The 24,656-nt window shown below is 72.4% G+C and carries 24 protein-coding genes; 17 read left to right on the top strand and 7 right to left on the bottom strand.

Annotation, left to right across the window (positions count from 1 at the left end; all coding sequences use genetic code 11):
• The first annotated feature begins 75 nt into the window (after positions 1-75).
• A complete protein-coding gene (locus tag ACJ9NR_RS11290; protein ID WP_412487393.1) occupies positions 76-1,092 on the top strand; it encodes a C40 family peptidase in 1,017 nt (338 codons plus the stop codon).
• A gap of 33 nt (positions 1,093-1,125) precedes the next feature.
• Positions 1,126-2,316, top strand: a complete 1,191-nt coding sequence (locus tag ACJ9NR_RS11285; protein ID WP_412487392.1) for a hypothetical protein — start codon at positions 1,126-1,128, stop codon at positions 2,314-2,316.
• A gap of 19 nt (positions 2,317-2,335) precedes the next feature.
• Here ACJ9NR_RS11285 and ACJ9NR_RS11280 read toward each other — a convergent pair whose 3' ends face one another.
• The gene (locus ACJ9NR_RS11280; protein WP_412487391.1) at positions 2,336-3,571 is read right to left on the bottom strand and encodes a glycosyltransferase 87 family protein; all 1,236 of its coding nucleotides are present in this window, start codon (positions 3,569-3,571) and stop codon (positions 2,336-2,338) included.
• 119 nt (positions 3,572-3,690) lie between these two features.
• On the opposite strand from ACJ9NR_RS11280, the gene ACJ9NR_RS11275 reads away from it, so the two are divergent.
• The gene (locus ACJ9NR_RS11275; RefSeq protein WP_412487390.1) at positions 3,691-4,833 is read left to right on the top strand and encodes a glycosyltransferase family 4 protein; all 1,143 of its coding nucleotides are present in this window, start codon (positions 3,691-3,693) and stop codon (positions 4,831-4,833) included.
• 41 nt (positions 4,834-4,874) lie between these two features.
• The gene (locus ACJ9NR_RS11270; RefSeq protein WP_491074816.1) at positions 4,875-6,515 is read left to right on the top strand and encodes a GMC oxidoreductase; all 1,641 of its coding nucleotides are present in this window, start codon (positions 4,875-4,877) and stop codon (positions 6,513-6,515) included.
• A 19-nt stretch (positions 6,516-6,534) separates the two neighbouring features.
• Here ACJ9NR_RS11270 and ACJ9NR_RS11265 read toward each other — a convergent pair whose 3' ends face one another.
• Positions 6,535-8,331, bottom strand: coding sequence for an AMP-dependent synthetase/ligase (locus tag ACJ9NR_RS11265; RefSeq protein WP_412487388.1), 1,797 nt, complete (start codon positions 8,329-8,331; stop codon positions 6,535-6,537).
• A gap of 294 nt (positions 8,332-8,625) precedes the next feature.
• On the opposite strand from ACJ9NR_RS11265, the gene ACJ9NR_RS11260 reads away from it, so the two are divergent.
• The 6 genes from ACJ9NR_RS11260 to ACJ9NR_RS11235 all read left to right on the top strand — a co-directional run bounded on the left by ACJ9NR_RS11260 (position 8,626) and on the right by ACJ9NR_RS11235 (position 13,722).
• Complete coding sequence (locus ACJ9NR_RS11260) at positions 8,626-9,423, top strand: metallophosphoesterase family protein (protein WP_412487387.1); 798 nt, start codon at positions 8,626-8,628, stop codon at positions 9,421-9,423.
• 123 nt (positions 9,424-9,546) lie between these two features.
• Positions 9,547-9,990, top strand: coding sequence for an SRPBCC family protein (locus ACJ9NR_RS11255; protein WP_412487386.1), 444 nt, complete (start codon positions 9,547-9,549; stop codon positions 9,988-9,990).
• Between the two features lie 66 nt (positions 9,991-10,056).
• Entirely contained in the window at positions 10,057-11,226 is a 1,170-nt protein-coding gene (locus ACJ9NR_RS11250) for an ArsA family ATPase (RefSeq protein WP_412487385.1), read from the top strand.
• A 57-nt stretch (positions 11,227-11,283) separates the two neighbouring features.
• Entirely contained in the window at positions 11,284-11,817 is a 534-nt protein-coding gene (locus tag ACJ9NR_RS11245; RefSeq protein ID WP_412487384.1) for a DUF5304 domain-containing protein, read from the top strand.
• A 119-nt stretch (positions 11,818-11,936) separates the two neighbouring features.
• A complete protein-coding gene (locus ACJ9NR_RS11240; protein WP_412487383.1) occupies positions 11,937-12,890 on the top strand; it encodes an ROK family glucokinase in 954 nt (317 codons plus the stop codon).
• 76 nt (positions 12,891-12,966) lie between these two features.
• Positions 12,967-13,722 (top strand): endonuclease/exonuclease/phosphatase family protein, encoded by a 756-nt coding sequence (locus tag ACJ9NR_RS11235; protein ID WP_412487382.1) that lies wholly within the window; start codon positions 12,967-12,969, stop codon positions 13,720-13,722.
• Here ACJ9NR_RS11235 and ACJ9NR_RS11230 read toward each other — a convergent pair.
• Entirely contained in the window at positions 13,719-14,285 is a 567-nt protein-coding gene (locus ACJ9NR_RS11230) for a hypothetical protein (RefSeq protein WP_412487381.1), read from the bottom strand. The two genes, ACJ9NR_RS11235 and ACJ9NR_RS11230, sit on opposite strands and share 4 nt — an antisense overlap.
• Positions 14,278-15,057, bottom strand: a complete 780-nt coding sequence (locus ACJ9NR_RS11225) for an alpha/beta hydrolase (RefSeq protein ID WP_412488803.1) — start codon at positions 15,055-15,057, stop codon at positions 14,278-14,280. The genes ACJ9NR_RS11230 and ACJ9NR_RS11225 overlap by 8 nt, the downstream gene beginning before the upstream one ends.
• Before the next feature lie 158 nt (positions 15,058-15,215).
• Here ACJ9NR_RS11225 and ACJ9NR_RS11220 point away from each other — a divergent pair, with 158 nt between their 5' ends.
• From ACJ9NR_RS11220 to ACJ9NR_RS11200, 5 genes are all read left to right on the top strand, one after another.
• Positions 15,216-16,052, top strand: a complete 837-nt coding sequence (locus ACJ9NR_RS11220; RefSeq protein ID WP_412488802.1) for a lysophospholipid acyltransferase family protein — start codon at positions 15,216-15,218, stop codon at positions 16,050-16,052.
• 76 nt (positions 16,053-16,128) lie between these two features.
• The gene (macS, locus tag ACJ9NR_RS11215; protein ID WP_412487380.1) at positions 16,129-17,343 is read left to right on the top strand and encodes a MacS family sensor histidine kinase; all 1,215 of its coding nucleotides are present in this window, start codon (positions 16,129-16,131) and stop codon (positions 17,341-17,343) included.
• Positions 17,340-18,017 (top strand): response regulator, encoded by a 678-nt coding sequence (locus tag ACJ9NR_RS11210; RefSeq protein WP_412487379.1) that lies wholly within the window; start codon positions 17,340-17,342, stop codon positions 18,015-18,017. Before macS ends, ACJ9NR_RS11210 begins: the two co-directional genes overlap by 4 nt.
• A 109-nt stretch (positions 18,018-18,126) precedes the next feature.
• Complete coding sequence (locus ACJ9NR_RS11205) at positions 18,127-19,155, top strand: 6-phosphofructokinase (protein ID WP_412487378.1); 1,029 nt, start codon at positions 18,127-18,129, stop codon at positions 19,153-19,155.
• A 70-nt stretch (positions 19,156-19,225) separates the two neighbouring features.
• Positions 19,226-20,221: a 2-hydroxyacid dehydrogenase gene (locus ACJ9NR_RS11200; RefSeq protein WP_412487377.1), complete on the top strand. Its 996-nt coding sequence runs from the start codon at positions 19,226-19,228 to the stop codon at positions 20,219-20,221.
• Here ACJ9NR_RS11200 and ACJ9NR_RS11195 read toward each other — a convergent pair.
• Positions 20,173-22,104: an anthranilate synthase family protein gene (locus ACJ9NR_RS11195; RefSeq protein ID WP_412487376.1), complete on the bottom strand. Its 1,932-nt coding sequence runs from the start codon at positions 22,102-22,104 to the stop codon at positions 20,173-20,175. The two genes, ACJ9NR_RS11200 and ACJ9NR_RS11195, sit on opposite strands and share 49 nt — an antisense overlap.
• A gap of 93 nt (positions 22,105-22,197) precedes the next feature.
• A complete protein-coding gene (locus ACJ9NR_RS11190; RefSeq protein ID WP_078493144.1) occupies positions 22,198-22,254 on the bottom strand; it encodes a trp operon leader peptide in 57 nt (18 codons plus the stop codon).
• Between the two features lie 96 nt (positions 22,255-22,350).
• On the opposite strand from ACJ9NR_RS11190, the gene ACJ9NR_RS11185 reads away from it, so the two are divergent.
• Positions 22,351-23,703: a class II 3-deoxy-7-phosphoheptulonate synthase gene (locus ACJ9NR_RS11185; protein ID WP_412487375.1), complete on the top strand. Its 1,353-nt coding sequence runs from the start codon at positions 22,351-22,353 to the stop codon at positions 23,701-23,703.
• A 127-nt stretch (positions 23,704-23,830) separates the two neighbouring features.
• The gene (locus ACJ9NR_RS11180) at positions 23,831-24,064 is read left to right on the top strand and encodes a (2Fe-2S)-binding protein (RefSeq protein WP_412487374.1); all 234 of its coding nucleotides are present in this window, start codon (positions 23,831-23,833) and stop codon (positions 24,062-24,064) included.
• Positions 24,065-24,074: 10 nt separating this feature from the next.
• Here ACJ9NR_RS11180 and bfr read toward each other — a convergent pair whose 3' ends face one another.
• Positions 24,075-24,554: a bacterioferritin gene (gene bfr, locus ACJ9NR_RS11175; RefSeq protein WP_412487373.1), complete on the bottom strand. Its 480-nt coding sequence runs from the start codon at positions 24,552-24,554 to the stop codon at positions 24,075-24,077.
• Between the last annotated feature and the right edge of the window lie 102 nt (positions 24,555-24,656).

Here is a 24,656-nt window from a genome sequence, read left to right as displayed (position 1 = left end):
GGTTACTGTCTGCCGCGTTTCCCCGCCGTCGTGGGGAGGCAGTCCTTGTCGCCAGCGGAAGGAGCTTGGCTTCCCGTGGGGTCCCATCGCCGCCTTGCACCGACGTCCGGGTTCAACCGCGGCGCCGGCGCCGCCCTGTGCGTGCTGTCCGCCGCGGCCTCCGCGCTCGGCGCGCTGCCGGCCGACGCCGCTCCGCACGACCACACCAGGGCCGAGGTGGACCGCCTCTACGAGGAGGCCGAGAAGGCGACGGAGGCCTACGACAAGGCCGACGAGAACGCCGACACGCTGCGCCGGCAGGTCAGCGACGCGCAGGACCGCATCGCGCGCCAGCAGCAGCGCATCAACACCATGCGGGACTCGCTCGGTTCGCTGGCCGGCGCCCAGTACCGCTCCGGTGGCATCGACCCGACCCTGGCCCTGCTGTTCTCCGACGACCCGGCCGACTACCTCGACAAGGCCGCCGTCCTCGACCGGGTCGGCGCCCACCAGGCCTCCGCGCTCGGCGAGCTGCGGTCCGCGATGCGCGAGCTGTCCCAGGAGCGCGCCGAGGCGGTCCGCAAGCTGGCGGACCTGGAGCGCAGCCGCAAGGCGGTCGCCGCCCACAAGAAGACCGTCGAGAAGAAGCTCGCCAGGGCGCGCCGGCTGCTCAACTCCCTCCCGTACGCGGAGCGCGCCGCCTACGACCGCGTCTCCCGCGGCGCCCGCGGCGCGATCCCCGACTTCGGCGACGCCCTGCCCGCCTCGCCCCGCGCGGCCGCCGCGATCGCCGCCGCCCGCTCGGCGCTCGGGATGCCGTACATCTGGGGCGCCTCCGGCCCCTCGGGCTTCGACTGCTCGGGCCTGATGCAGTGGTCGTACGCGCAGGCCGGCGTCCAGCTGCCGCGCACCTCGCAGGAGCAGCGGTACGCGGGCCGGCAGATCCCGCTCTCCGAGGCGCGCCCCGGCGACCTGGTCGTCTACCGGTCCGACGCCAGCCATGTCGCGATGTACATGGGCAACGGCGAGGTGATCCACGCGCCCCACCCCGGCGCGGCCGTCCGCTACGACCCGGTGAACATGCTGCCCGTGTCCTCGGTCACCAGGGTCTGACCAACCGCGTCGATGCGCCTTACGATCGGGAAGGTGGCTGGTCGTAGGCGGGCGTCGGAATGCGCGGTGGTGGCGCTCGTGCTGCTGCTCGCCTCCCTGGTGGGCTGCGGCGGGCCGTCCGCCGGTGCCGACGGGCGGGCCGGGCTGCAACGGGTCCTCGACCGCCGCTCCACCGCCCTCCTGCACCGCGACCGCGCGGCCTTCGCGCGCACGGGCGCGCTCGGCTGGTTCGAGAACGTGCGCGCGGTGCCGCTGGCCTCCTGGTCGTACCGGGTGACCGCCCTGCACGGCAGCGGCGGCAGGGCCACCGCCGACGCCGAACTGCGCTACCGCATCGAGGGCTACGACAACGCCCCCGTCACCGTCGGCCGCACCCTCACCCTCTCCCGGGACCCGGACGGCCACTGGTACGTGGAGACCGACAGACCCGCCGGGAAGTCCCCCCAGCAGCTGTGGGACCAGGGAGCGGTGACCGTCGTCCGCGGCCGGCACAGCATCGTCCTGGGCACCGGGCAGTCCGGCGAGGCGCTGCACACCTACGCCGGCCTCGCGGACCACGCGGTGCCGGAGGTGTCCAGGGCCTGGGGCCGCGACTGGGCGGGCCACGTCGTGGTGCTCGTGCCGGGATCGGTGCGGGGAATGGCCGGGCTGCTCGGCTCGCCCGCCTCCCAGTACCGCGGGATCGCGGCGGTCACGACGGGCGAGGTGGGCGGCCCGCCGCGGGCGCCCGCGGACCGCATCGTCGTCAACCCGGACGCGTACGCCCTGCTCGGCTCGGTGGGCAGGCAGGTCGTGCTGACCCACGAGGCCACCCACGTCGCCACCCGCTCGCACACCGACGCGGCCACCCCGCTGTGGCTGTCCGAGGGGTACGCCGACTGGATCGGCTACCTCGGCACCGGCCGGACCCCGGCCGAGGCGGCGCCGGAGCTGGCGCGGGCGGTCGGCGACGGTGACGTGCCGTCCCGTCTGCCGACCGACAAGGACTTCGGGTTCAGCGGCGAGCCGACGAAGCTCGCCCGGTCCTACGAGGGCGGCTGGCTGGCCTGCCGGCTGATCGCAGACCGGTGGGGCGGCGAGCGCCTGCGGGCGTTCTACCGGGCGGTCGGCGACCACACGTCGCGGGCGGGCTCGGTCGAGGACGCGATGAAGAAGGTGCTCGGCACCACTCCGGAGGACTTCACCCGGCAGTGGCAGGACTACCTGCGGGTCCAACTCGGCTGATCCGGGCGGCCGGCGGTGCTCAGGAGGACGCCGACGCCTCCCGTGGCCGTTCCGCCCGGGCCGGCCCGGGCGGCAGCGGTTCGCGGGGGACCGCCGACCGCCACAGCCGCACGGCGGCGAGCAGGGCGGCGGCCAGCAGCAGGCCGTTGCGCAGGACGAGCAGGGTGACGCCGAGGGTGTCGCTCATGACGACGTGCTGGAACCAGACGGGGAACTCCAGGACCGTCACGAAGGCGGCCGCCAGGACCAGCCCGACGGGCAGCCGCATCCGGCTGCCGCGGAAGCACAGGCAGACGGCTCCCGTCCCGACCAGCCAGACCATGTACTGGGGGCTGATCACCCGGCTCGTGGCGGTGAACATCAGCACCGCCACGAAGGCCGCGTCGGCGGGCGTGTTCGGCAGGAAGCGCGTCGCCATCAGCCGCCACAGCAGCAGCCAGCCGAAGGCGACCCCGGTCAGGAAGAGCGCGGCCGAGCTGACGAGGGTGACGTAGGGTCCGAGGAACTCCACCGAGCCGTAGTTCAGCAGCACCTGGCCGTCCCAGCCGAAGTGCCGGGCGACGTGGAAGACGAGGGAGCCGACCGACTCCACCTCGGTGCCGCGGTTGCGCTGGAAGGTCACGAAGGCGAACGCGCCCGGCATGCTCAGCGCGAACGCCGCCGTGAGCGAGAGCGCGGTCGCCGCCGCCCAGGCCCAGGCGGCGCGCCCGCGGGCGCCGGTGAGCAGCAGCGCCGGCCATACCTTCAGCATCGCCCCGAAGGCCAGGAGGGCGCCCATCACGCGGGGACGGCGGGCGCCCGCCAGCAGCCCGGCGACGGCCACCGCGGTGACCATCACGTCGTAGCGCGCGTACACGGTCGGACCCAGCAGCGGGACGCCCGCCACCCACACCCAGGCGCCGCGCAGCGTCTTGCCGGGGCGCGGGCCCGTGTACAGCAGCAGCGCCAGGACGGCCAGGTCGGCCAGGAAGGCGAGGACGAAGAAGGCCTTCGCGTACGACAGGAAGCCCAGCAGCGCGGGCGAGAGGATCGCCAGGGCGGCGGCGGGCGGGTACTGCCAGGTGACGTCGCCCCGCGGGAAGGCGCCGTGGCGCAGCGTCTCGTACCAGCCCTGGTAGTACACCGAGACGTCGGTCGTGACGTCCGGGCCCGGGAAGACGAACACCTTGAAGACGAACAGCAGCAGCACCAGCCTGGTCAGGCCCCAGACCCCCAGCAGCCCCGCCACGGACCGCCTCGCCGCCGCCCTGTCCACCACAGCCTCCGTCCCTCCGTCCGCCTCGTGCGGAGAACATGATGTCCTGCCCGGCTGTGTGCCTGCCACAGGCACGGCCGTGACGAGCCGCGGGCGCCGGTTGGATAGGGTCGGCGGCGATGCACAAGACCCTGATCGTGACGAACGACTTCCCGCCCCGCCCGGGCGGCATCCAGGCGTTCCTGCACAACATGGCGCTGCGGCTCGACCCCGAGCGGCTCGTCGTCTACGCCTCCACCTGGAAGCGCGGCCGGGAGGGCGTACAGGCCACGGCGGCCTTCGACGCCGAGCAGCCCTTCACCGTCGTACGGGATGCCACCACGATGCTGCTGCCCACCCCGGCGGCCACGCGCAGGGCCGTCGGGCTGCTGCGCGAGCACGGGTGCGCCTCGGTGTGGTTCGGGGCGGCCGCGCCGCTCGGGCTGATGGCGCCGGCGCTCAGGCGGGCGGGCGCGCAGCGGCTGGTGGCCACGACCCACGGGCACGAGGCCGGATGGGCGCAGCTGCCCGCGGCGCGGCAGCTGCTGCGACGGATCGGGGAGTCGACGGACACGATCACCTACCTCGGCGAGTACACGCGCTCGCGGATCGCCGGCGCGCTGACGCCGCGGGCGGCCGGGCGGATGGTGCAGCTGCCGCCGGGAGTCGACGAGAAGACCTTCCACCCGCAGTCGGGCGGCGACGCGGTCCGGGCGCGGCTGGGACTGACGGACCGGCCGGTGGTCGTGTGCGTGTCCCGGCTGGTGCCGCGCAAGGGGCAGGACACCCTCATCCGCGCCATGCCCCGCATCCTGGCCGCCGAACCGGAGGCGGTGCTGCTGATCGTCGGCGGCGGCCCCTACGGCCGGGACCTGCGCAGGCTGGCGCACGAGACCGGCGTGGCCGGCTCCGTGCGCTTCACCGGCGCGGTGCCCTGGCCGGAGCTGCCCGCGCACTACGGCGCGGGCGACGTCTTCGCCATGCCGTGCCGCACCCGCCGGGGCGGGCTCGACGTCGAGGGGCTCGGCATCGTCTACCTGGAGGCCTCGGCGACCGGGCTGCCGGTCGTCGCGGGCGACTCCGGCGGAGCCCCCGACGCCGTGCTCGACGGCGAGACCGGCTGGGTCGTGCGCGGCGGCTCCCCCGAGGAGGCCGCCGACCGCGTCACCGTCCTGCTCGGCGACGCGGAACTGCGGCGCCGCATGGGGGAGCGGGGGCGGGAGTGGGTGGAGGAGAAGTGGCGCTGGGACCTGCTGGCGGAGAAGTTGAAGACTCTGCTTTAGAACCTCTAGGCGGAATGGGATAATCCGCCGATGCTGCGCGCATGACAGCGAAACTGATACAGCGTCAGCTGACGAGACGTCAAATCCTGGGCATGGCAGCCCTGCAGGCGGCCGCCGCGGCCGGTCTCACCCGTATCGGACTGCAGTCCGCCCAGGCCGCCGAGGAGGCGGCCGCGGTCGACAACGCGCCCGCGATCGTGGTCGGTTCGGGCTACGGGGGCGCCGTCGCGGCCCTCCGGCTCGGCCAGGCCGGCATCCGCACCCTCGTCCTGGAGATGGGCCGCCTGTGGAACACCGCGGGCTCCGACGGCAAGGTCTTCTGCTCCACCGCCGCCCCGGACCGGCGCTCCATGTGGTTCCGCGACCGCACCGAGGCCCCGCTGGCCACGTTCCTGTGGCTGGACGTCGTCAACCGGGACATCACCCCGTACCCCGGCGTCCTGGACCGCGTGCACTTCGAGCACATGTCCGTCTACGTCGGCCGCGGCGTCGGCGGCGGCTCCCTGGTCAACGGCGGTATGGCGGTCACCCCGCTCCGGTCGTACTTCACCGAGCAGTTCCCCACCGTGGACGCGGCGGAGATGTACACCACGTACTTCCCGCGCGCCCGCTCCATGCTCGGCGTCAACACCGTCGACCCCGCGTGGTTCGAGTCCACCGAGTGGTACCGGTTCACCCGCACCTCCCGGAAGGCCGCGGCGAACGCCGGCCTGAGGACCACCTTCGTGCCGAACGTCTACGACTTCGGCTACATGGAGCGCGAGGCGGCCGGCACGGCCACCAGGTCCGCGCTGGGGCAGGAGGTCATCTACGGCAACAACCACGGCAAGCGGAGCCTGGACAAGACGTACCTCGCCGCCGCGCTGGGCACCGGCAACGTCACCGTCAACACCCTGGAGAGGGTGCGGGCCATCGACCGCGCCGGTGACGGGAGCTGGCTGCTCACCGTGGACCGGATCGACACCACCGGCGCGGTCGTCGGGACCAAGCAGTACGGATGCACCTACCTCTTCCTCGGCGGCGGCAGCCTCGGCACCACCGAACTGCTGGTCCGGGCCCGCGACACCGGCGCCCTGCCCGCGCTGGACGCCTCCGTCGGCGCCGGCTGGGGACCCAACGGCAACACCATGCTCGGACGCGCCAACCACGTCTGGGACACCGTCGGCGCCGACCAGTCGACCATGCCGGTCATGGGCATCGACGACTGGGCCAACACCGCCAACCCCGTCTTCGCCGAGATCGCCCCGCTGCCCATCGGGTTCGAGACCTGGGTCAGCCTCTATCTGGCGATCACCAAGAACCCGGAGCGGGCGGCCTTCACCTACGACGCCGCGAGCGACGGGGTCCGGCTCGGCTGGAGCGCCGAGCAGAGCGCCGTCTCGGCGGCGATGGCCAAGAAGCTCTTCGACCGGATCAACGCGGCCAACGCCACGATCTACCGCTACGACCTGTTCGGCTCGTCGAGCAAGGTCTTCGCCGACGACTTCTGCTACCACCCGCTGGGCGGCTGCGTGCTGGGCCGGGCGACCGACGACTACGGCCGGGTGAAGGGCTATCCCAGGCTCTACGTCACCGACGGCTCGCTGGTGCCCGGCTCGATCGGCGTGAACCCGTTCGTGACCATCACCGCGCTCGCCGAACGGACGATGGCGCGGGTCCTCGCCGAGGACACCGCGCCGTGAACCGCCGCGAGCGGGCGTACTACTTCGCGTAGATCGCCTCGATCTCGCCCGCGTAGTCCTTCGCCACCACGTTGCGCTTGAGCTTCAGCGAGGGCGTCAGGTGGCCCGACTCCTCCGTGAACTGGGAGGACAGAATGCGGAACTTCCGCACCGATTCCGCCTTCGACACCGCGGCGTTGCCGTCGTCGATCGCCGACTGGATCGCGGCCAGCAGGTCGGGGTCCTCGCGCAGCGACGCCGCGGTGGCACCCGCCGGCTTGCCGTGCTCCTCCAGCCAGCGGCCCAGGAACTCCTCGTCGATGGTGACCAGCGCGCCGACGAACGGCCGCCCGTCGCCCACCACCATGCACTCCGCGACCAGGGCGTGCGCCCGGATGCGGTCCTCGATCACGGCCGGGGCGACGTTCTTGCCGCCCGCGGTGACGATGATCTCCTTCTTGCGGCCGGTGATCCTGAGGTATCCGTCCTCGTCGAGGGTGCCGATGTCACCGGTGTGGAACCAGCCGTCGGTCAGCGCCTCGGCCGTGGCGGCCTCGTTGTTCCAGTAGCCCTTGAACAGGTGCTCGCCGTGCAGCATGACCTCGCCGTCGTCGGCGATCCGGATCACCGAGCCCGGCAGCGGCTGGCCGACCGTGCCGATCTTGGTCCGGTCCCAGGGGTTGAAGGCGGTGGCCGCGCAGGACTCGGTCAGGCCGTAGCCCTCCAGCACCGTGAAGCCGATGCCGCGGAAGAAGTGGCCCAGCCGCTCGCCCAGCGGGGCGCCGCCGGAGATGGCGTACTCGCCCCGGCCGCCGAGCACCGCGCGCAGCTTGCTGTAGACGAGCTTGTCGAACGTCCTGTGCTTGATCTTCAGGCCGAGCGAGGGGCCCGAGGGGGTGTCCAGCGCCTTGCTGTAGGCGATGGCGACGTCCGCGGCCTTGTCGAAGATCCTGCCCTTGCCGTCGGCCTGCGCCTTGGCGCGCGCCGAGTTGTAGACCTTCTCGAAGACACGCGGCACGCCGAGGATCAACGTCGGCCGGAAGGAGGCCAGTTCGTCGGTGAGGTTCTTGATGTCCGGGACGCAGCCGAGCTTGATCGGCGCCATCATCGGCGCGATCTGCACCAGACGCCCGAAGACGTGCGCGAGGGGCAGGAACAGCAGCACCGAGCACTCGCCGGTGCGGAACAGGGGACGCAGGCGCTCGACGATGTTGCCGCACTCGGCGAAGAAGCTGCGGTGGGTGAGGACGCAGCCCTTGGGGCGGCCGGTGGTGCCGGAGGTGTAGACGATCGTCGCCGGGTCGTCCGCCCGCGCCAGCGAGCTGCGGTCCTCCACCATCGCGTCGGTGACGCCCTTGCCGAGGGTGCCCAGTTCCTCGATCGCGCCGGCCTCGATCTGCCAGATGTGCTTGAGGGCGGGCAGCCGGTCGCGCACCGACTCGACGGCGGCGACGTGGTTGTCCGTCTCCGTGACGACCGCGGTGGCGCCCGAGTCGGAGAGGATCCACTGCACCTGCTCCGGCGAGCTGGTCTCGTAGACCGGGACGGTGATCGCGCCCGCGCACCAGATCGCGAAGTCCAGCAGCGTCCACTCGTAACGGGTGCGGGACATCAGGGCGACCCGGTCGCCGGGCTGGATGCCGGAGGCGATCAGCCCCTTGGCGGCGGCGTGCACCTCGGTCAGGAAGGCCGCGGCCGTCACGTCCTGCCAGGCGCCCCCCGCCTTGCGGGCGATGACGGCGACATCGGGATGCTGCGCGGCGTTTCTCCGGACGATGTCGGTCAGGTTTCCGTCCGCGGGGACCTCGTACAAGGCCGGAAGGCTGAACTCGCGCAAGACTGCTGCTCCTCATAGGGCGCCGGCGCCACGACGTTGTGTGATGCGACGGGGGTCCACGGCTCGGGCGGGTACTCAGGTGTTCGGAGGTTGAAATCCTGAGCACGACTGGACGGCCCGGACGTTACCCGCCGGTATGGCCTCTTCGACAGGGGGTCCCGGCGAGATGTTCGCTGCGTCACACAGGCTGGTGTTCCTCTCCGTACGGTAGTCCACCCGCTAACTGACTGGCCAGTAACGGCAAGGTCACCCGGCACTGTTCACCTCGGCCGCACACGCCTACCCTTGATCGCCATGGCATCCACACCGGCCGGCGGTCGCACCGCACGTGTTCATGTGGTCAGCGACGTGCACGGCAACGCCCGGGACCTGGCCAGGGCCGGCGAGGGCGCCGATGCCCTGGTCTGCCTGGGCGACCTCGTCCTCTTCCTCGACTACGCCGACCACTCGCGCGGGATCTTCCCCGACCTGTTCGGCAGGGAGAACGCCGACCGCATCGTCGAGCTGCGCACCGCCCGCCGTTTCGAGGAGGCGCGGGAGTTCGGGGCCCGGCTGTGGAGGGGCGTCGGCGAGGACCGGGCCGCCATGATCGAGCAGGCGGTGCGCAAGCAGTACGCCGAGATGTTCGCCGCGTTCCCGACACCGACGTACGCCACCTACGGCAACGTCGACATGCCGCCCCTGTGGCGCGAGTACGCCGGGCCGGGTACCCGGGTGCTCGACGGCGAGCGGGTGGAGATCGGCGGCTGGACCTTCGGCTTCGTCGGCGGCGGCCTGAAGTCCCCCATGCGCACTCCGTACGAGATCGGTGACGAGGAGTACGCGGCGAAGCTCGAAGCCGTCGGCGAGGTGGACGTGCTGTGCACCCACATCCCGCCCGAGGTGCCGGAACTCGTCTACGACACCGTCGCGCGGCGCTTCGAGCGCGGCAGCCGGGCGCTGCTGGAGGCGATCCGCGTCACACGTCCGCGCTACGCCCTCTTCGGCCACGTCCACCAGCCGCTGACCCGGCGGATGCGGATCGGGACGACCGAGTGCGTGAACGTCGGGCACTTCGCCGGGACCGGGAGGCCGTGGGCGCTCGAATGGTGAGGCGGCGACGGCGCCGGAACGCAGGTGGGGGTGAACTCCGGTACCCACGTGCGCGGTAGCCTTCACGCTGCACACACGTGCGCACGACCTCTCTACCGGCCCGCATCTGGAGGAGCCACGGCGATGGCGGAACACACCAGCTCGAGCATCACGATCGAGGCGGCACCGGCCGATGTCATGGGGGTGATCGCCGACTTCGCCCGCTATCCGGACTGGACCGGCGAGGTGAAGGAGGCGGAGGTCCTCGCGTCGGACGCGCAGGGCCGCGCCGAGCAGGTCCGCCTCGTCATGGACGCGGGCGCGATCAAGGACGACCAGGTACTGGCGTACACCTGGACCGGAGCGCACGAGGTCTCCTGGACGCTCGTCAAGTCCCAGATGCTGCGCTCGCTCGACGGCTCCTACATCCTGAAGCCGGCGGGGGAGGGCGGCACCGAGGTCACCTACCGGCTGACGGTGGACGTCAAGATCCCGATGCTCGGGATGATCAAGCGCAAGGCCGAGAAGGTCATCATCGACCGGGCGCTGGCCGGGCTGAAGAAGAGGGTCGAGTCGGGGGAGAAGTAACGCCGCCGCCGTACCGGCCGCCGCTCGAACGCGCCGGGGGACCGGGCTCCGTTACCGTTCAGCCTCATGCGCACCATCCTGATCACCGGCCCCGGCGGCAGCGGTCGTACCACGGTCGCCGCCGCCACCGCCCGGGCCGCCGCCCGCGAGGGAACCCGCACCCTCGTGCTGAGCGCCGACCGCGCCGACACCCTCGGTGCGGCCCTCGGCGCGGCGACGGGCCCCGAGCCCGCGCGGATCGCCCCGGGCCTCACCGCGTGCCGGCCCGACGCCGCCGCCGGTTTCCGGGAGGACCTCACCGCCTTCTCGGAACGGGCGGCCGGTGTCCTGGACCTCCTCGGAGCCTCCCGGCTGGACGCCGAGGAGGTCACCCCCCTCCCCGGCGCCGAGGAGCTCAGCTTCCTGCGCGCCCTGCGCGACGCCGCCCTCTCCGAGCGGTTCGACCTCCTCGTCGTCGATCTGCCGCCGGTGGCCGACGCGCTCGCCCTGCTCTCCCTGCCCGAGGAGCTGCGCCGCTACCTGCGCCGCCTGCTGCCGCCCGAGCGCCGGGCGGCCCGCGCGCTGCGGCCGGTCCTCGGCAAGCTGGCCGGTGTGCCCATGCCCGCGGAGTGGCTCTACGAGACCGCCGCGCGCTGGGACGTGGAACTGGCCGCCGTCGAGGCCGTGCTCGCCGACCGCGACACCACCGTCCGGCTGGTCGCGGAACCCGGTCCGGCCGGCGCGGACGCCGTCCGCGACGCCGGCCTCGGCCTCGCCCTGCGCGGCCTGCGCCCCGACGCCCTGCTCGCCAACCGGGTGCTGCCGGAGCGGACGGCCGAGGGCTGGCTGGCCGGGCCCGTCGCCCAGCAGCGCAAGACACTGGAGGAGTGGCGGCAGACGTACGACGTCACCGCCGTCCACCACCTCGGCCGCGACCCGCGCGGCGCCGAGGACCTGGACGCCCTCCCGGTCCCCGGCGTCAACGGCGCGGGCTCCACGGTCGAGTGGCCCGTCCTCGACCGGCGCGCCGACGACGGCGTGCTCGTCTGGCGCATCCCGCTGCCCGGAGCCGTACGCGACGATCTGGACCTCGTCCGGCGCGGCGACGAACTCGTCGTGGCGGCGGGCCCGTTCCGCCGCGTCGTGGCGCTGCCCTCGGTCCTGCGCCGCTGCACCGTCTCGGGAGCGGCGCTGCGCGAGGGCGAGCTGCGCATCCGGTTCGCGCCGGACCCCGGTCTGTGGCCCGGGACCCGGTGAGGCACGTACGCCCATTCGGGTAACGTCGGAGAGACGAACCGTAGTCAGGAGGTCGTCATGAGCGAAGAGCTTCCTCCGTCCGACGCGTGGGAATCCCCCCGACCGAGCGAAGCCGGGAACGGGGAGGAGCACGAGGCGGCCGACGAGGTGCGGGCCGGTGACGCCGACGCCTGGTCGACGGCCTGCGCCGAGGACCTCGCGGCGGAGAAGGCCCGCCGCCGCGTCGAGTACGGCCCGCCGCCGGGCTCGGCCGCCGAGGAGTTGCGCAAGTTCGTCGACGCGGTCACGGACAGGCTGTCGTCGATCCAGTCCCCGCTGCTCGGCTCCGTCGCCGGACCCGCCGCCCAGCAGGTGGTGCGGCAGGTCGTCGAGCAGGCGAAGGCCGCGGTCGAACCCGTCATCGAACGCAATCCGGACGTCTTCGACCACCTCGCCGCCGCGGGCAGCGAACTGCTCGCCGCCTACCGCTCCGCGGTCCAGGCCCAGGAACAGCGCTGGACGACCCGCGTGACGGACCTGCGCAAGGACCTCGACGAGCGCCGGGACGACGGTGAGGGCACCGGCCCCGGACAACGCATCGACCTGGACTGACTCCCTCCCCGCCGCGCGCCGCCGGGCCCCCGCCCGCCCGGCGGGTGGACGACGCGGATGCGACGCCGGGGCCTCGGGTACGGTTGCCGTAGCGGGGCTCGACCGAAACTGAGGGATTCATGGGACTCACCATCGGCGTCGACATCGGCGGTACCAAGATCGCGGCCGGTGTGGTCGACGAGGAAGGCAACATCCTCTCGACCCACAAGGTGCCCACCCCGGGCACGCCCGACGGGATCGTGGACGCCATCGCCTCCGCCGTGGAGGGCGCGCACGCCGGGCACGAGATCGTCGGCGTGGGCATCGGCGCGGCCGGCTACGTGAACCGGCAGCGCTCCACCGTCTACTTCGCGCCGAACATCGACTGGCGCCAGGAGCCGCTGAAGCAGAAGGTCGAGGCCCGCGTGGGCCTGCCCGTCGTCGTGGAGAACGACGCCAACGCCGCCGCCTGGGGCGAGTACAAGTTCGGCGCCGGCAAGGGCCACCGCAACGTCATCTGCATCACCCTCGGCACCGGCCTGGGCGGCGGCATCATCATCGGCAACAAGCTGCGCCGCGGCCACTTCGGCGTCGCCGCCGAGTTCGGCCACATCCGGATGGTGCCGGACGGCCTGCTGTGCGGCTGCGGCTCGCAGGGCTGCTGGGAGCAGTACGCCTCGGGGCGCGCCCTGGTCAGATACGCCAAGCAGCGCGCCAACGCCACGCCCGAGAACGCCGAGATCCTGCTCGGCCTGGGCGACGGCAGCCCCGACGGCATCGAGGGCAAGCACATCTCCATGGCCGCCCGGCAGGGCGACCCGGTCGCCGTCGACTCCTACCGCGAACTGGCCCGCTGGGCCGGCGCGGGCCTCGCCGACCTCGCGTCCCTCTTCGACCCCTCCGCCTTCATCGTCGGCGGCGGCCTCTCGGACGAGGGGGAGCTGGTCCTCGACCCGATCCGCAAGTCCTACAAGCGCTGGCTGGTCGGCGGCAACTGGCGCCCGGTGGCGGAGGTCATCGCGGCCCGGCTCGGCAACGACGCGGGCCTGGTGGGCGCGGCGGACCTGGCCCGGGAGCCCGACCCGATCATGTAGTCCCGGGGGCGTCAGTACGTGATGAGCCCGCCGTGCCCCGCCCCGGGGCGGCGGGCCTCGTCGTATGTTGATCGTCATGGCGACTTCGACCCCGCTGCCCAACTCCCGCACCCACCCCGACGGTTCCGCCGTCGTCCGGGTGCTCAGCTACAACATCCGCTCCATGCGCGACGACACCGCGGCCCTCGCCCGGGTCATCGCCGCCTGCGCCCCCGACCTCGTACTGCTCCAGGAGGCGCCGCGCTTCTTCCGCTGGCGCAAGAAACTGGCCCGGCTGGCGGCGGCCTCGGGTCTGGTGATCCTCACCGGCGGGGCGACGGCCGCGGGCCCGGCGATCCTGTGCACGCTGCGCGCCACCGTCGAACGCACCGAGGACGTGCTGCTGCCGCTCACCCCCGGGCTGCACCGCCGCGGCTTCGCCACCGCCGTCGTCCGGTTCGGCGGCGCCCGCCTGGGCGTGCTGAGCTGCCACCTCTCCCTGCAGCAGGACGAACGCCAGGAGCAGGGCGGCATGCTGCTCGACCGCCTCGCGGGCCTCGGCGTGGACCACGCGGTGGCGGGCGGTGACCTCAACGAGCGCCCCGGCGGCCCCACCTTCCGGCGCCTCGCCGACGACCTCCAGGACTGCCGGGCGGTCGCGCCGTGGGGCGGCGAGCACACCTTCAACCCCGTCACCCCCTTCCAGCGCATCGACGCGATCTTCGCGACGAAGGGCGTGGAGGTGCTCGGCTGCGGGGTGCCCCTGGAGCAGCCGGGTGTGACGCAGGCGGACCTGAGGGCGGCCACGGACCACCTTCCGGTGCTGGCCGCCCTCAGGATCCCGGCCGGTTAGACGACCGCTCCGCGCCCCGGGTCGTCGTCCTCGTCGTCGTCGGTCCTCATCCGCACCACCAGGGTGGTGAAGCCGCCCACGAAGCCGCCGATGCTGAGCGTGGCGAGCCACCAGGTCATCTCCCAGCCGAGCACCACCGCCAGCAGGAGCAGGACCGGACCGCCGATCACGCCCAGCCAGCCGAACTTCGCGGTCGTGTCGGCGGCGGGCAGCGGCGGCGGCTCCGGCGGCACGAAGTGGCCCTCGTCGTCCTCGTCGAAGTCGTCCTCGGACGGCTCGGGGACCTGATGGTCACGCGGTCCCACGCCGGGCGCGAAGGAGACCGAGCCGCCCAGCGGCCGGGCGGGCCCGTCCTGCCGGGGAGCCTCCTTCTCGGGCTCGTCGTCGGTCTCCGGCTCGAGCAGCGCCAGGTCCTCGACCGACTTGAAGGGCTTGGCGCCCGGCGGGTCCTTGGGCTCCTCGCCGTAGCCCGCGACGATGGCGGCCCAGGCAGCCGCCTCGTCGAAGGGGACGCCCTGCTCGTCCGGCTCGCGGCCCTCGCGGTCCGAGTCGTGCTCAGCCACCTACGGCCGTCCCTTCCTTGCCGACACCGGGTGCGAGCCGGCCGATGAACGCGACGCTCTCGTCGAAGATCCGGTCCGCGTCATGGTCCAACGTCGCCACGTGGTAGCTCTGTTCCAGCACGACCTCCGTCACGTCCCGCGACGACACCCGGCTGAGGATCCGCGCCGAGTCGGCCGGCGGCACCACGTGGTCCTGCGGACTGCGCAGCACCAGCAGCGGCTGGGTGACCTGCGGCAGTTCGCGGTCGACCAGCCGGAAGAAGGCCCGCAGCGAGTGGGCCGCGTGCAGCGGCACCCGGTCGTAGCCCAGCTCGGCGGCGCCCTCCTTGGCGATGTCGCTCGCGATGCCCTTCGTCGTCCGCACGAGATGGCGGGCCACCGGAAGGGCGTACGGGGAGAGGCCGTGCATGCGGTTCGCCGGGTTGACGACCATCACCCCGCGGACCGCCTCCCCGTGCTTCGCCGCCAGCCGCAGCGCCAGGGTGCCGCCCATGGACAGGCCCGCCACGAACACCTCGGCGCAGCGCTCGCGCAGGGCCCGCAGCTCGCGGTCCACCTCGGCGTACCAGTCCTGCCAGCCGGTGAGCTGCATGTCCTCCCAGCGGGTGCCGTGCCCGGGCAGCAGGGGCAGCGACACCGTGAGGCCGCGCTCGGCGAGATGCTCCGCCCAGGGGCGCAGCGACTGGGGGGAACCGGTGAAACCGTGGCAGAGAAGGACGCCGGCCTCCCCGCCCTGGTGGCGGTACGGCTCGGCTCCAGGAAGGACCGGCACCATCGGTCTCCTGTTCATGAGAGTCACGTGAAGTCCAGGTGTTGCTTCACCGTACGCGACCGCACTGACACCGACCAGGGCCGTCGGCGCCATTGGGGGCGGGCCGGGTTAAGGTCTCATCGAAGGAAACAGGAGGCACTCGGTTGTTGTACGGCACGATGAAGGTCGCCATCGGGGGACCGCTGAAGGTCGCGTTCAGGCCCTGGGTGGAAGGCATCGAGCACATCCCGGCCGAGGGCGCCGCCATTCTGGCGAGCAATCACCTCTCCTTCTCCGACTCGTTCTTCCTGCCCGCGGTGCTCGACCGCAAGGTCACCTTCATCGCCAAGGCGGAGTACTTCACCACGCCCGGTGTGAAGGGCCGGCTGACGGCCGCCTTCTTCAAGAGCGTCGGCCAGCTCCCGGTGGACCGCTCCGGGGCGCGCGGCGCGGGCGAGGCGGCCATCAGGAGCGGCCTGGAGGTGCTGGAGCGCGGCGAGCTGTTCGGGATCTACCCCGAGGGCACGCGCTCGCCCGACGGCCGTCTGTACCGGGGCAAGCCCGGCGGCCTCGCGCGGGTGGCGCTCGCCTCCGGCGCGCCGGTCATCCCGGTCGCGATGATCGACACCGAGAAGATCCAGCCGCCCGGCCAGGTGATGCCCAAGCTGATGCGCCCCGGCATCCGCATCGGCCGGCCCCTCGACTTCAGCCGCTACCAGGGCATGGAGCACGACCGCTTCGTGCTCCGCGCGGTCACCGACGAGGTCATGTACGAGATCATGAAGCTCTCCGGCCAGGAGTACGTCGACATGTACGCGACCGCGGCCAAGCGCCGGATCGCGGAGGCGGCGAAGGCCGAGAAGGAGGCGGAGAAGGCGGCCAGGTCCGCACTCGCCCAGGAGCACAAGCAGGAGCAGAAGCAGCAGCGGGACGAGAAGCAGGACGAGAAGCAGGACGAGAAGCAGGACGAGAAGCAGGACGAGAAGCGCGACGAGAGGCGCGAGGAGAAGCGGTGACGGAGGCGGACGGATAACGGCAAGTCCGGGTCCTGGGGGCCGGGCACAGGGCAGTCTGGGGCACGGGGGTGGGGAAATGCCCAAGCGCGACACCGTGATGCGCATGTCGGTCGAGCAGCCGCTGTGGCGTGCGCTCGCCGGGTACCGGGTGCTGACGATGCTGTACGCGGTCGGCCTGTTCGCCACCGCCTACGACGAGTACGACCGCGCGGACCTCGCCGTCGTCTACTACGTCGTGCTGTTCGTGTGGACCCTGGCCACCCTGCCCCGCGTCCAGAACGCGGCCGCCTGCACCAAGCGCTTCCTCGCCGTCGACCTCGCCATCGCGCTCACCGGCATCCTGCTCACCCCCCTCGCCGTCGACGACCAGCACATCCGCAGCGGCGGCCCCACCCTGCCGTCGATATGGACCGCCGGCTCGGTCCTGGCGTACGCCATCAAGGGCGGCTGGCGCTGGGCGGCCTTCGCCTCGACGCCGGTCGCCGTCGCCAACCTCATCGAGCGCGGCGCCCCGGCCCGCGACACCGTGCACAACGTGATCCTGGTCTGGGTGGCCGCCATCGCCATCGGCTACGTCGTCGAGGTCGCCCGCGCCTCCGAGCGCACCCTCGCCCGGGCCCTGGAGATCGAGGCCGCGACGCGGGAGCGGGAGCGGCTGGCCCGCGACATCCACGACGGCGTCCTGCAGGTGCTGGCCATGGTGCAGCGCCGGGGCGCGGTCATCGGCGGCGAGGCGGCCGAGCTCGGCCGGATGGCGGGCGAGCAGGAGATCGCGCTGCGCACCCTGGTCTCGGGCGGGCTGCTGCCGCTCTCCCGCGCCTCGGAGAACACGGCCGGGGGCGCCGTCGTGCGGACCGCGCGGGAGCCGTCGTACGACGCCGACGCGCCGGTGGACCTGCGGACGCTCCTCGCCCCCTACGCCGCCGCGAAGGTCGGCTTCGCCGAACCCGGCGCCCCCGTGCTGCTGCCCGCGCCCGCCGCGAAGGAGCTGGCCGCGGCCGTCGGCGCCGCCCTGGACAACGTCCGCCGGCACGCCGGCGAGCACGCGCGCGCGTGGATCCTTCTCGAGGACGAGCCCGGTGAGGTCGTGGTGACCGTGCGGGACGACGGGCCCGGCATCCCCGAGGGGCGGCTCGCGCAGGCCGAGGGCGAGGGCCGGCTCGGGGTGGCCCTGTCGATCCGGGGCCGGCTGCGCGAACTCGGCGGCAGCGCCGAGCTGGTCTCGGTGCCGGGGCAGGGCACGGAGGTCGAGCTGAAGGTACCCAAGGACGAGAAGGCGGGGCATCGATGAGTGAGCGGCAGGATCCGATCAAGGTCATGGTGGTCGACGACCACCCCATGTGGCGCGACGCCGTCGCGCGGGACCTGACCGAGTCCGGCTTCGACGTGGTCGCCACCGCGGGCGACGGCGACCAGGCCGTGCGCCGCGCCCGGGCCGTCGCCCCCGACGTGCTCGTCCTCGACCTCAACCTGCCCGCCAAGCCCGGTGTGCAGGTCTGCAAGGAACTCCTCGGCCACAACCCCGCCCTGCGCGTCCTGGTGCTGTCGGCGAGCGGCGAGCACGCCGACGTGCTGGAGGCGGTGAAGTCGGGAGCGACCGGCTATCTGCTGAAGTCGGCGTCGACCGGCGAACTGCTGGAGGCGGTGCGCCGCACGGCCGCCGGCGACCCGGTGTTCACACCCGGCCTGGCCGGCCTCGTCCTCGGCGAGTACCGCCGTCTCGCCTCCGACCCCGCCCCCTCCTCGGACCCCGACGAGCCCAGGGCCCCGCAGCTCACCGACCGGGAGACGGAGGTGCTGCGCCTGGTCGCCAAGGGGCTGAGCTACAAGCAGATCGCCGAACGTCTGGTCATCTCCCACCGCACCGTGCAGAACCACGTCCAGAACACGCTCGGCAAGCTCCAGCTGCACAACCGGGTCGAGCTGGTGCGGTACGCGATCGAGCGCGGGCTTGACGACGCGTAAACCGCGCGCCCGGCAGTTCACCGGAATTGCCCCTCCGGCCCATCCCTCTGTGACGGGGATCACCATTAGCGTGGCTGTCACCAGGCAACCGCGGCGAAGGGACTTTTCCATGCGGGTCGGAGTACTGACCGGAGGCGGCGACTGCCCCGGGCTCAACGCCGTCATCCGGGGCATCGTCCGCAAGGGCGTGCAGGAGTACGGCTACGACTTCGTCGGCTTCCGGGACGGCTGGCGAGGTCCGCTCGAGGGCGACACCGTACGCCTCGACATCCCGGCCGTGCGCGGCATCCTGCCCCGCGGCGGCACCATCCTCGGCTCCTCGCGCACCAATCCGCTGAAGCAGGAGAACGGCATCCGCCGGATCAAGGAGAACCTCGCCAAGCTGGAGGTCGAGGCGCTCATCGCCATCGGCGGCGAGGACACCCTGGGCGTGGCGGCACGTCTCACCGACGAGTACGGGATCCCCGTCGTCGGCGTACCGAAGACCATTGACAACGACCTGTCCGCGACCGACTACACCTTCGGCTTCGACACCGCGGTCGGCATCGCCACCGAGGCCATCGACCGCCTGCACACCACCGCCGAGTCGCACATGCGCGTCCTGGTCTGCGAGGTGATGGGCCGTCACGCCGGCTGGATCGCCCTGCACTCCGGGCTCGCGGGCGGCGCCAACGTCATCCTCATCCCCGAGCAGCGCTTCGACGTCGACCAGGTGTGCGCCTGGGTCACCTCCCGCTTCAAGGCGTCGTACGCCCCGATCGTGGTCGTCGCCGAGGGCGCCATGCCCAAGGACGGCGAGATGGTCCTCAAGGACCAGTCGCTGGACTCCTTCGGCCACGTCCGGCTGTCCGGCGTCGGCGAGTGGCTGGCCAAGGAGATCGAGAAGCGCACGGGCAAGGAGGCCCGCACGACGGTCCTCGGGCACATCCAGCGCGGCGGCACGCCGAGCGCCTTCGACCGCTGGCTCGCCACCCGCTTCGGCCTGCACGCCATCGAGGCCGTCCGCGACGGCGACTTCGGCAAGATGGTCGCCCTGCGCGGCACCGACATCGTGCGCGTGCCGATCGCGGACGCCACCGCCCGGCTGAAGACGGTGGACCCGGGGCTGTACGAGGAGGCCGGGGTCTTCTTCGGCTGACCCCGGACCGGCGCGTCAGGGTGGTGGGCCGTATATTCGGCCCATCACCCACCGGAAGGGAAGCCGCTTCGTGGAGATCCTGGCCTTCGGCGTGCAGGCCGACGAGAAGCCACTGATCGAGCGGGCCTTCCAGGGGCAGCAGGAGGTCCGCTGCCTCGACGTCTTCCTCAACGAGGACACCGCGCCCATCGCGGCAGGCCACGAGATCGTCTCCACCAGCGTCAACGCCGATCTCGGCGCCCGGGTCCTCGAGCTCCTCGCGGCCGGCGGCACGCGGATGGTCGCCCAGCGCTCCACCGGCTTCAACAACGTCGACCTCGACGTCGCCCAGCGCCTCGGCCTGACCGTCGCCCGGGTCTCGTACTACTCGCCGTACTCGGTCGCCGAGTTCGCCTGGACCCTCGCCATGGCGGTCAACCGCCGTATCGTCCGCGCCTCCACCCGCACGCGGGACTTCGACTTCCGGCTCGACGGGCTGATGGGCCGCGACATGCACGGCCGCACCGCGGGCGTCCTCGGCACCGGCAAGATCGGCGAGGCGTTCGCCCGGATCGCCCACGGCTTCGGCATGCGGCTGCTCGGCTGGGACGTCGCCGAGAACCCCGCGTGCCGGGAACTCGGCATGACCTACGTACCCAAGGAGCAGCTGCTCGCCGAGTCCGACCTGATCACCCTGCACGTCCCGCTGATGCCCCAGACCCAGCACCTCATCGACGCCGACGCCCTGAAGGCGATGAAGGACGACGCGATCCTGGTCAACTCCAGCCGCGGCGGCCTGATCGACACCGCGGCCCTCGTCGCCGAGCTGCGCGAGGGCCGCTTCACGGGTGTCGGGCTCGACGTGTACGAGGCGGAGGCCGGGCTGTTCTACGTCGACCGGTCGCTGGAGGCGATCGAGGACGACACCCTGGCCCGCCTGCTGACCTTCCCCAACGTCCTGGTCAGCTCCCACCAGGCGTACTACACCGAGGACGCGGTCGGCCAGATCATCGAGGCCACGGTGAAGAACGTCCTCGACTACCGGGCCGGCCGCCGCTCGGAGAACGTGCTGGTGCCGCGCAGCTGAGCGACCAGCTCCCGTACGACCGAGACGCCGTCGAGCGTCAGGACCGACTCCGGGTGGAACTGCACGCCGGCGAAGCCCGGGCCGCGCAGCGCGTGCACCTCGTGCGACGGGCTGCGGCTGACCTCGATGCCGTGCGCGGCCAGCTCCGCCCCGGCCTCGTCGTCGCAGCGCGCCACGAAGCTGTTGTAGAAGCCGACCGTCTCGGTCCGCCCGAACAGGTCGATCGCCGTCTGCGCCCCCTGGTACGGCACCTCCTTGCGTACGATCTCCAGGCCCAGCTCGGCCGCGATCAGCTCGTGGCCCAGGCAGACGCCGAGGACGCCGTGGCGGTGGACGGGGGTCCCGCCGCGCGAGCGGAGCCGGGCGTGGGAGAGGAGCACCTCGGCGGTCAGCGCCCGCAGGGCGCGCATCCTTCGATCGCCCGGGTCGCAGGGATCGCCGGGACCGGGGCCGAGGACGACCGGGCCCTCGTGGGCGAGCACGGCGTCGCGCAGCCCGGGTTCGTCGTGGCGCCGGACGCTCACCTCCAGCCCGCTCGACCGCAGCACATGCGCGAGCATCGCGGTGAAGGTGTCCTCCGCGTCCACGACCAGGGCGTGCCCGTCGAGCCGCGCGGAGCGCTCCTGCATCCGCAGCCAGAAGGGGGCGAGCGAGGCCCGGCGCCCGTCGAGCGCGGCACGCACGCGCGGGTCGTCGGCGAGCCGTGTCCGCGCGTGCTCCGCACGCGGCCGTGCCGGGCGCACCCCCAGGGCCGCCAGCACGCCCGCCGCCTTCGCGTGCGTCTCCGCGACCTCGCCCGCCGGGTCCGAGCCGCGGACCAGCGTGGCGCCGACCGGAACCGCCAGGCGGCCGTCGCCGGAGATGTCGGCGGTGCGGATCAGGATGGGGGAGTCGAGGGTCTGGGCGCCGCCGGAGTCCCGGCCGAGCAGCGCCAGGGCGCCCGCGTAGTAGCCGCGCCCCCCGGTCTCGTGGCGCTCGATGACCCGGCAGGCGTTGCGCACCGGCGACCCGGTGACGGTGGCCGCGAACATGGTCTCCTTCAGCACCTCGCGCACGTCCAGCGACGACCTGCCGCGCAACTCGTACTCGGTGTGCGCGAGGTGGGCCATCTCCCTCAGCCGCGGACCGACCACGACCCCGCCCATGTCGCCGACGGTGCACATCATCTTGAGCTCCTCGTCGACGACCATCGACAGCTCCTCGATCTCCTTGCCGTCGGCGAGGAAGCCGAGCAGGTGCTCCGGGGCCGGGCCCCCGGCGGGATAGCGGTACGTCCCGCTGATCGGGTTCATGACGACCGTGCCGCCGGACATCCGCACGTGGACCTCCGGGCTGGCCCCGACCAGGGTCCGCCCACCCGCCTCCCGGTCCCCGGTGTGCACGACGAACGTCCAGTACGCGCCCCGCTCGACCTCCAGCAGCCTGCGGAAGAGCGCGAGCGCGTCCGCGCGGGAGAACCCCGGGATCTCGCCCTGGTACGTCCGGCGGATCACGAAGTTGGCGCCCTCGCCCCGCCCGATCTCGTCCCGCAGTACCCGCCCGACGATCTCGCCGTACTCCTCGTCGTCCACGTCGAAGCCGCCGCCCACCACGCGCACGTCGTGCGCCGGGAGCTGTGCGAGGGCGTCCGCGAGCGGGATCTCGCAGGACTCCTCGGGGCTGAGGAACATCAGCGGGGTGCCGTCGTCGCGGACGTCGAAGCCGCGCTCGCGGATCTGACGGAAGGGCACCAGGGCGAGGCCCTCGTCGGGGAGGTCGGCCAGGCGGTCGCGGGTGGTCACCGGGCCGAGGAGCAGCTCGACGGTGTTCCCGTCCCGGCCCGGCGCGCGGCGGCGCAGCAGGGCGAAGGGTCGGGGGTCGTGCACGAGCCGGGTCAGGTCCATCGGTCCTCTTCCGTCGAGTCGGTGAGGAACGGGCCCCGGGAACGCCGAAGGCCGCCCCTCGGGCGGCCTTCGCGAAGTCTTGCGTACGCGCAGTCAGTGGGCCGCCGGATGAGCGGTCCACCACCAGGTGCGGGTCGAATGCGCGAACATGCGGGGCACTTTACCGCATGTCCCGCCGCCGTACGCCGTGTCTCAATTGATGGGCACGGGGCGGGAGGCCCGACACGACCCCGTAATGTTGAGGCCGTGACCGTGAACGCTAAGACCAGCGCGAGTGCTGGCAACACCTGGCGAAACCTGCCCGCGGCGCAGCAGCCCGAGTACCCCGACACCGAGGCTCTGCGCGCAGTGATCGCGGACCTCGAGTCGTATCCGCCGCTCGTCTTCGCGGGCGAGTGCGACCAGCTGCGCGCCCGGATGGCGGCCGTCGCCAAGGGAGAGGCGTTCCTCCTCCAGGGCGGCGACTGCGCCGAGGCCTTCGACGCGGTGTCGGCCGACCACATCCGCAGCAAGCTCAAGACGCTGCTGCAGATGGGCGCCGTGCTGACCTACGCCGCCTCGGTGCCGGTCGTGAAGGTCGGCCGCATCGCCGGCCAGTACTCCAAGCCGCGTTCCAAGAACACCGAGACCCGCGACGGCGTGACGCTGCCGACCTACCGCGGCGACTCGGTCAACGGCTTCGACTTCAGCGAGGCCGCCCGCGTCCCGGACCCCGAGCGCCTGAAGCGGATGTACCACGCGTCCGCCTCCACGCTCAACCTGGTGCGCGCCTTCACCACCGGCGGCTACGCGGACCTGCGCCAGGTGCACGCCTGGAACCAGGACTTCGTGAAGTCGTCCCCCTCCGGCCAGCGCTACGAGCAGCTGGCCCGCGAGATCGACAACGCGCTCAACTTCATGCGCGCCTGCGGGGCCGACCCGGAGGAGTTCAAGACGGTCGAGTTCTACGCCTCGCACGAGGCGCTGCTGCTCGACTACGAGTCGGCGCTGACCCGCGTCGACTCCCGCACCGGGCAGCTCTACGACGTCTCGGCGCACATGGTGTGGATCGGCGAGCGCACCCGGCAGCTGGACGGCGCGCACATCGAGTTCGCCTCGAGGATCCGCAACCCGCTCGGCATCAAGCTCGGCCCGTCCACGACGGCCGAGGAGGCCCTGCAGTACATCGAGCGTCTGGACCCCGAGCGTGAGCCGGGCCGGCTGACCTTCGTCGTCCGCATGGGCGCGGACAAGATCCGCGACAAGCTCCCGGAGCTGGTCGAGAAGGTCACCGCCTCCGGTGCCACCGTGGCCTGGGTGACCGACCCGATGCACGGCAACACCTTCGAGGCGGCCTCCGGGCACAAGACCCGCCGCTTCGACGACGTGCTCGACGAGGTCAAGGGCTTCTTCGAGGTCCACAAGGGCCTGGGCACCCACCCGGGCGGCATCCACGTCGAGCTCACCGGTGACGACGTCACCGAGTGCGTGGGCGGCGGCGACGAGATCTTCGTCGACGACCTGCACCAGCGCTACGAGACGGCCTGCGACCCGCGGCTGAACCGCAGCCAGTCCCTCGACCTGGCGTTCCTCGTCGCGGAGATGTACCGGGACCAGTGAGCGGCGGTGGGGCGCGGATCACATCCGATCCGCGCCCCTCGGCACTTTTGCGGACTCCGCACGGCGGGTAAGGTTAGGTTAGCCTCACCGATCAGTCGGGACGGCACCACATCGAACCCGCCGGGAGGTGAACCGCGTGTACGTCTGCAGTTGCTTCGGCATCACCGAGCAGCAGGTCAAGCAGCACGCGGACGACGGCGCCCGCACCCCCCGCGCGATGGCCTCCGCGTGCAAGGCGGGCACGGACTGCGGCTCGTGCGTACGGCGCATCCAGGCGCTCCTGGGCCGCGGCGCGTGCCCCCGCCACGAGCTCGCCGAACCGGGCGCGCCGGCCCTCGCCGGGCTCGACGAGGCCGCCTGAGCTCCTCCGCCTAACTCTCCGGCTGCTCGATCAGCTGCGCGATGTAGAGCGCCTCGCCGAGTTTCTCCACCAGCCCCAGCTGGGTGTCCAGGTAGTCGATGTGGTGCTCCTCGTCGGCCAGGATGTCCTCGAAGATGTTGGCGGACGTGATGTCGCCCTTCTCGCGCATCACCGCGATGCCCCGCCTGAGGCGGTCGATGGCCTCGACCTCGACCTGCCGGTCGGCCTCGAACATCTCCTTGACGGTCTGCCCCACGCGCACGTGGAAGAGCCGCTGGTAGTTCGGCAGCCCCTCGAGCAGGAGGATGCGGTCGGTGAGCACCTCCGCGTGCTTCATCTCGTCGAAGGACTCGTGACGCGTGTACTTCGCGAGCTTGGTCCAGCCGAAGTTCTCCTGCATCTTCGCGTGCAGGAAGTACTGGTTGATCGCGGTCAGCTCACCGGTGAGCTGCTCGTTGAGGAATTCGATGACCTCGGGGTCGCCCTGCATCGCAGAGGCTCCTTCCGCGGGGGAACGGGCAGGTTGGGCCGCATGATTGCACCGGCACCCAAGATCGTCCAGTAAGTCTTCACTTAGTGGGTATGGGCGCGC

This window comes from Streptomyces sediminimaris, assembly GCF_047049295.1.
GTDB classification, from domain to species: Bacteria; Actinomycetota; Actinomycetes; order Streptomycetales; family Streptomycetaceae; genus Streptomyces; species Streptomyces sediminimaris.
The sequence above is the reverse complement of the archived record's forward strand: the minus strand, read 5'-3'. Positions and strand labels throughout refer to the sequence as shown.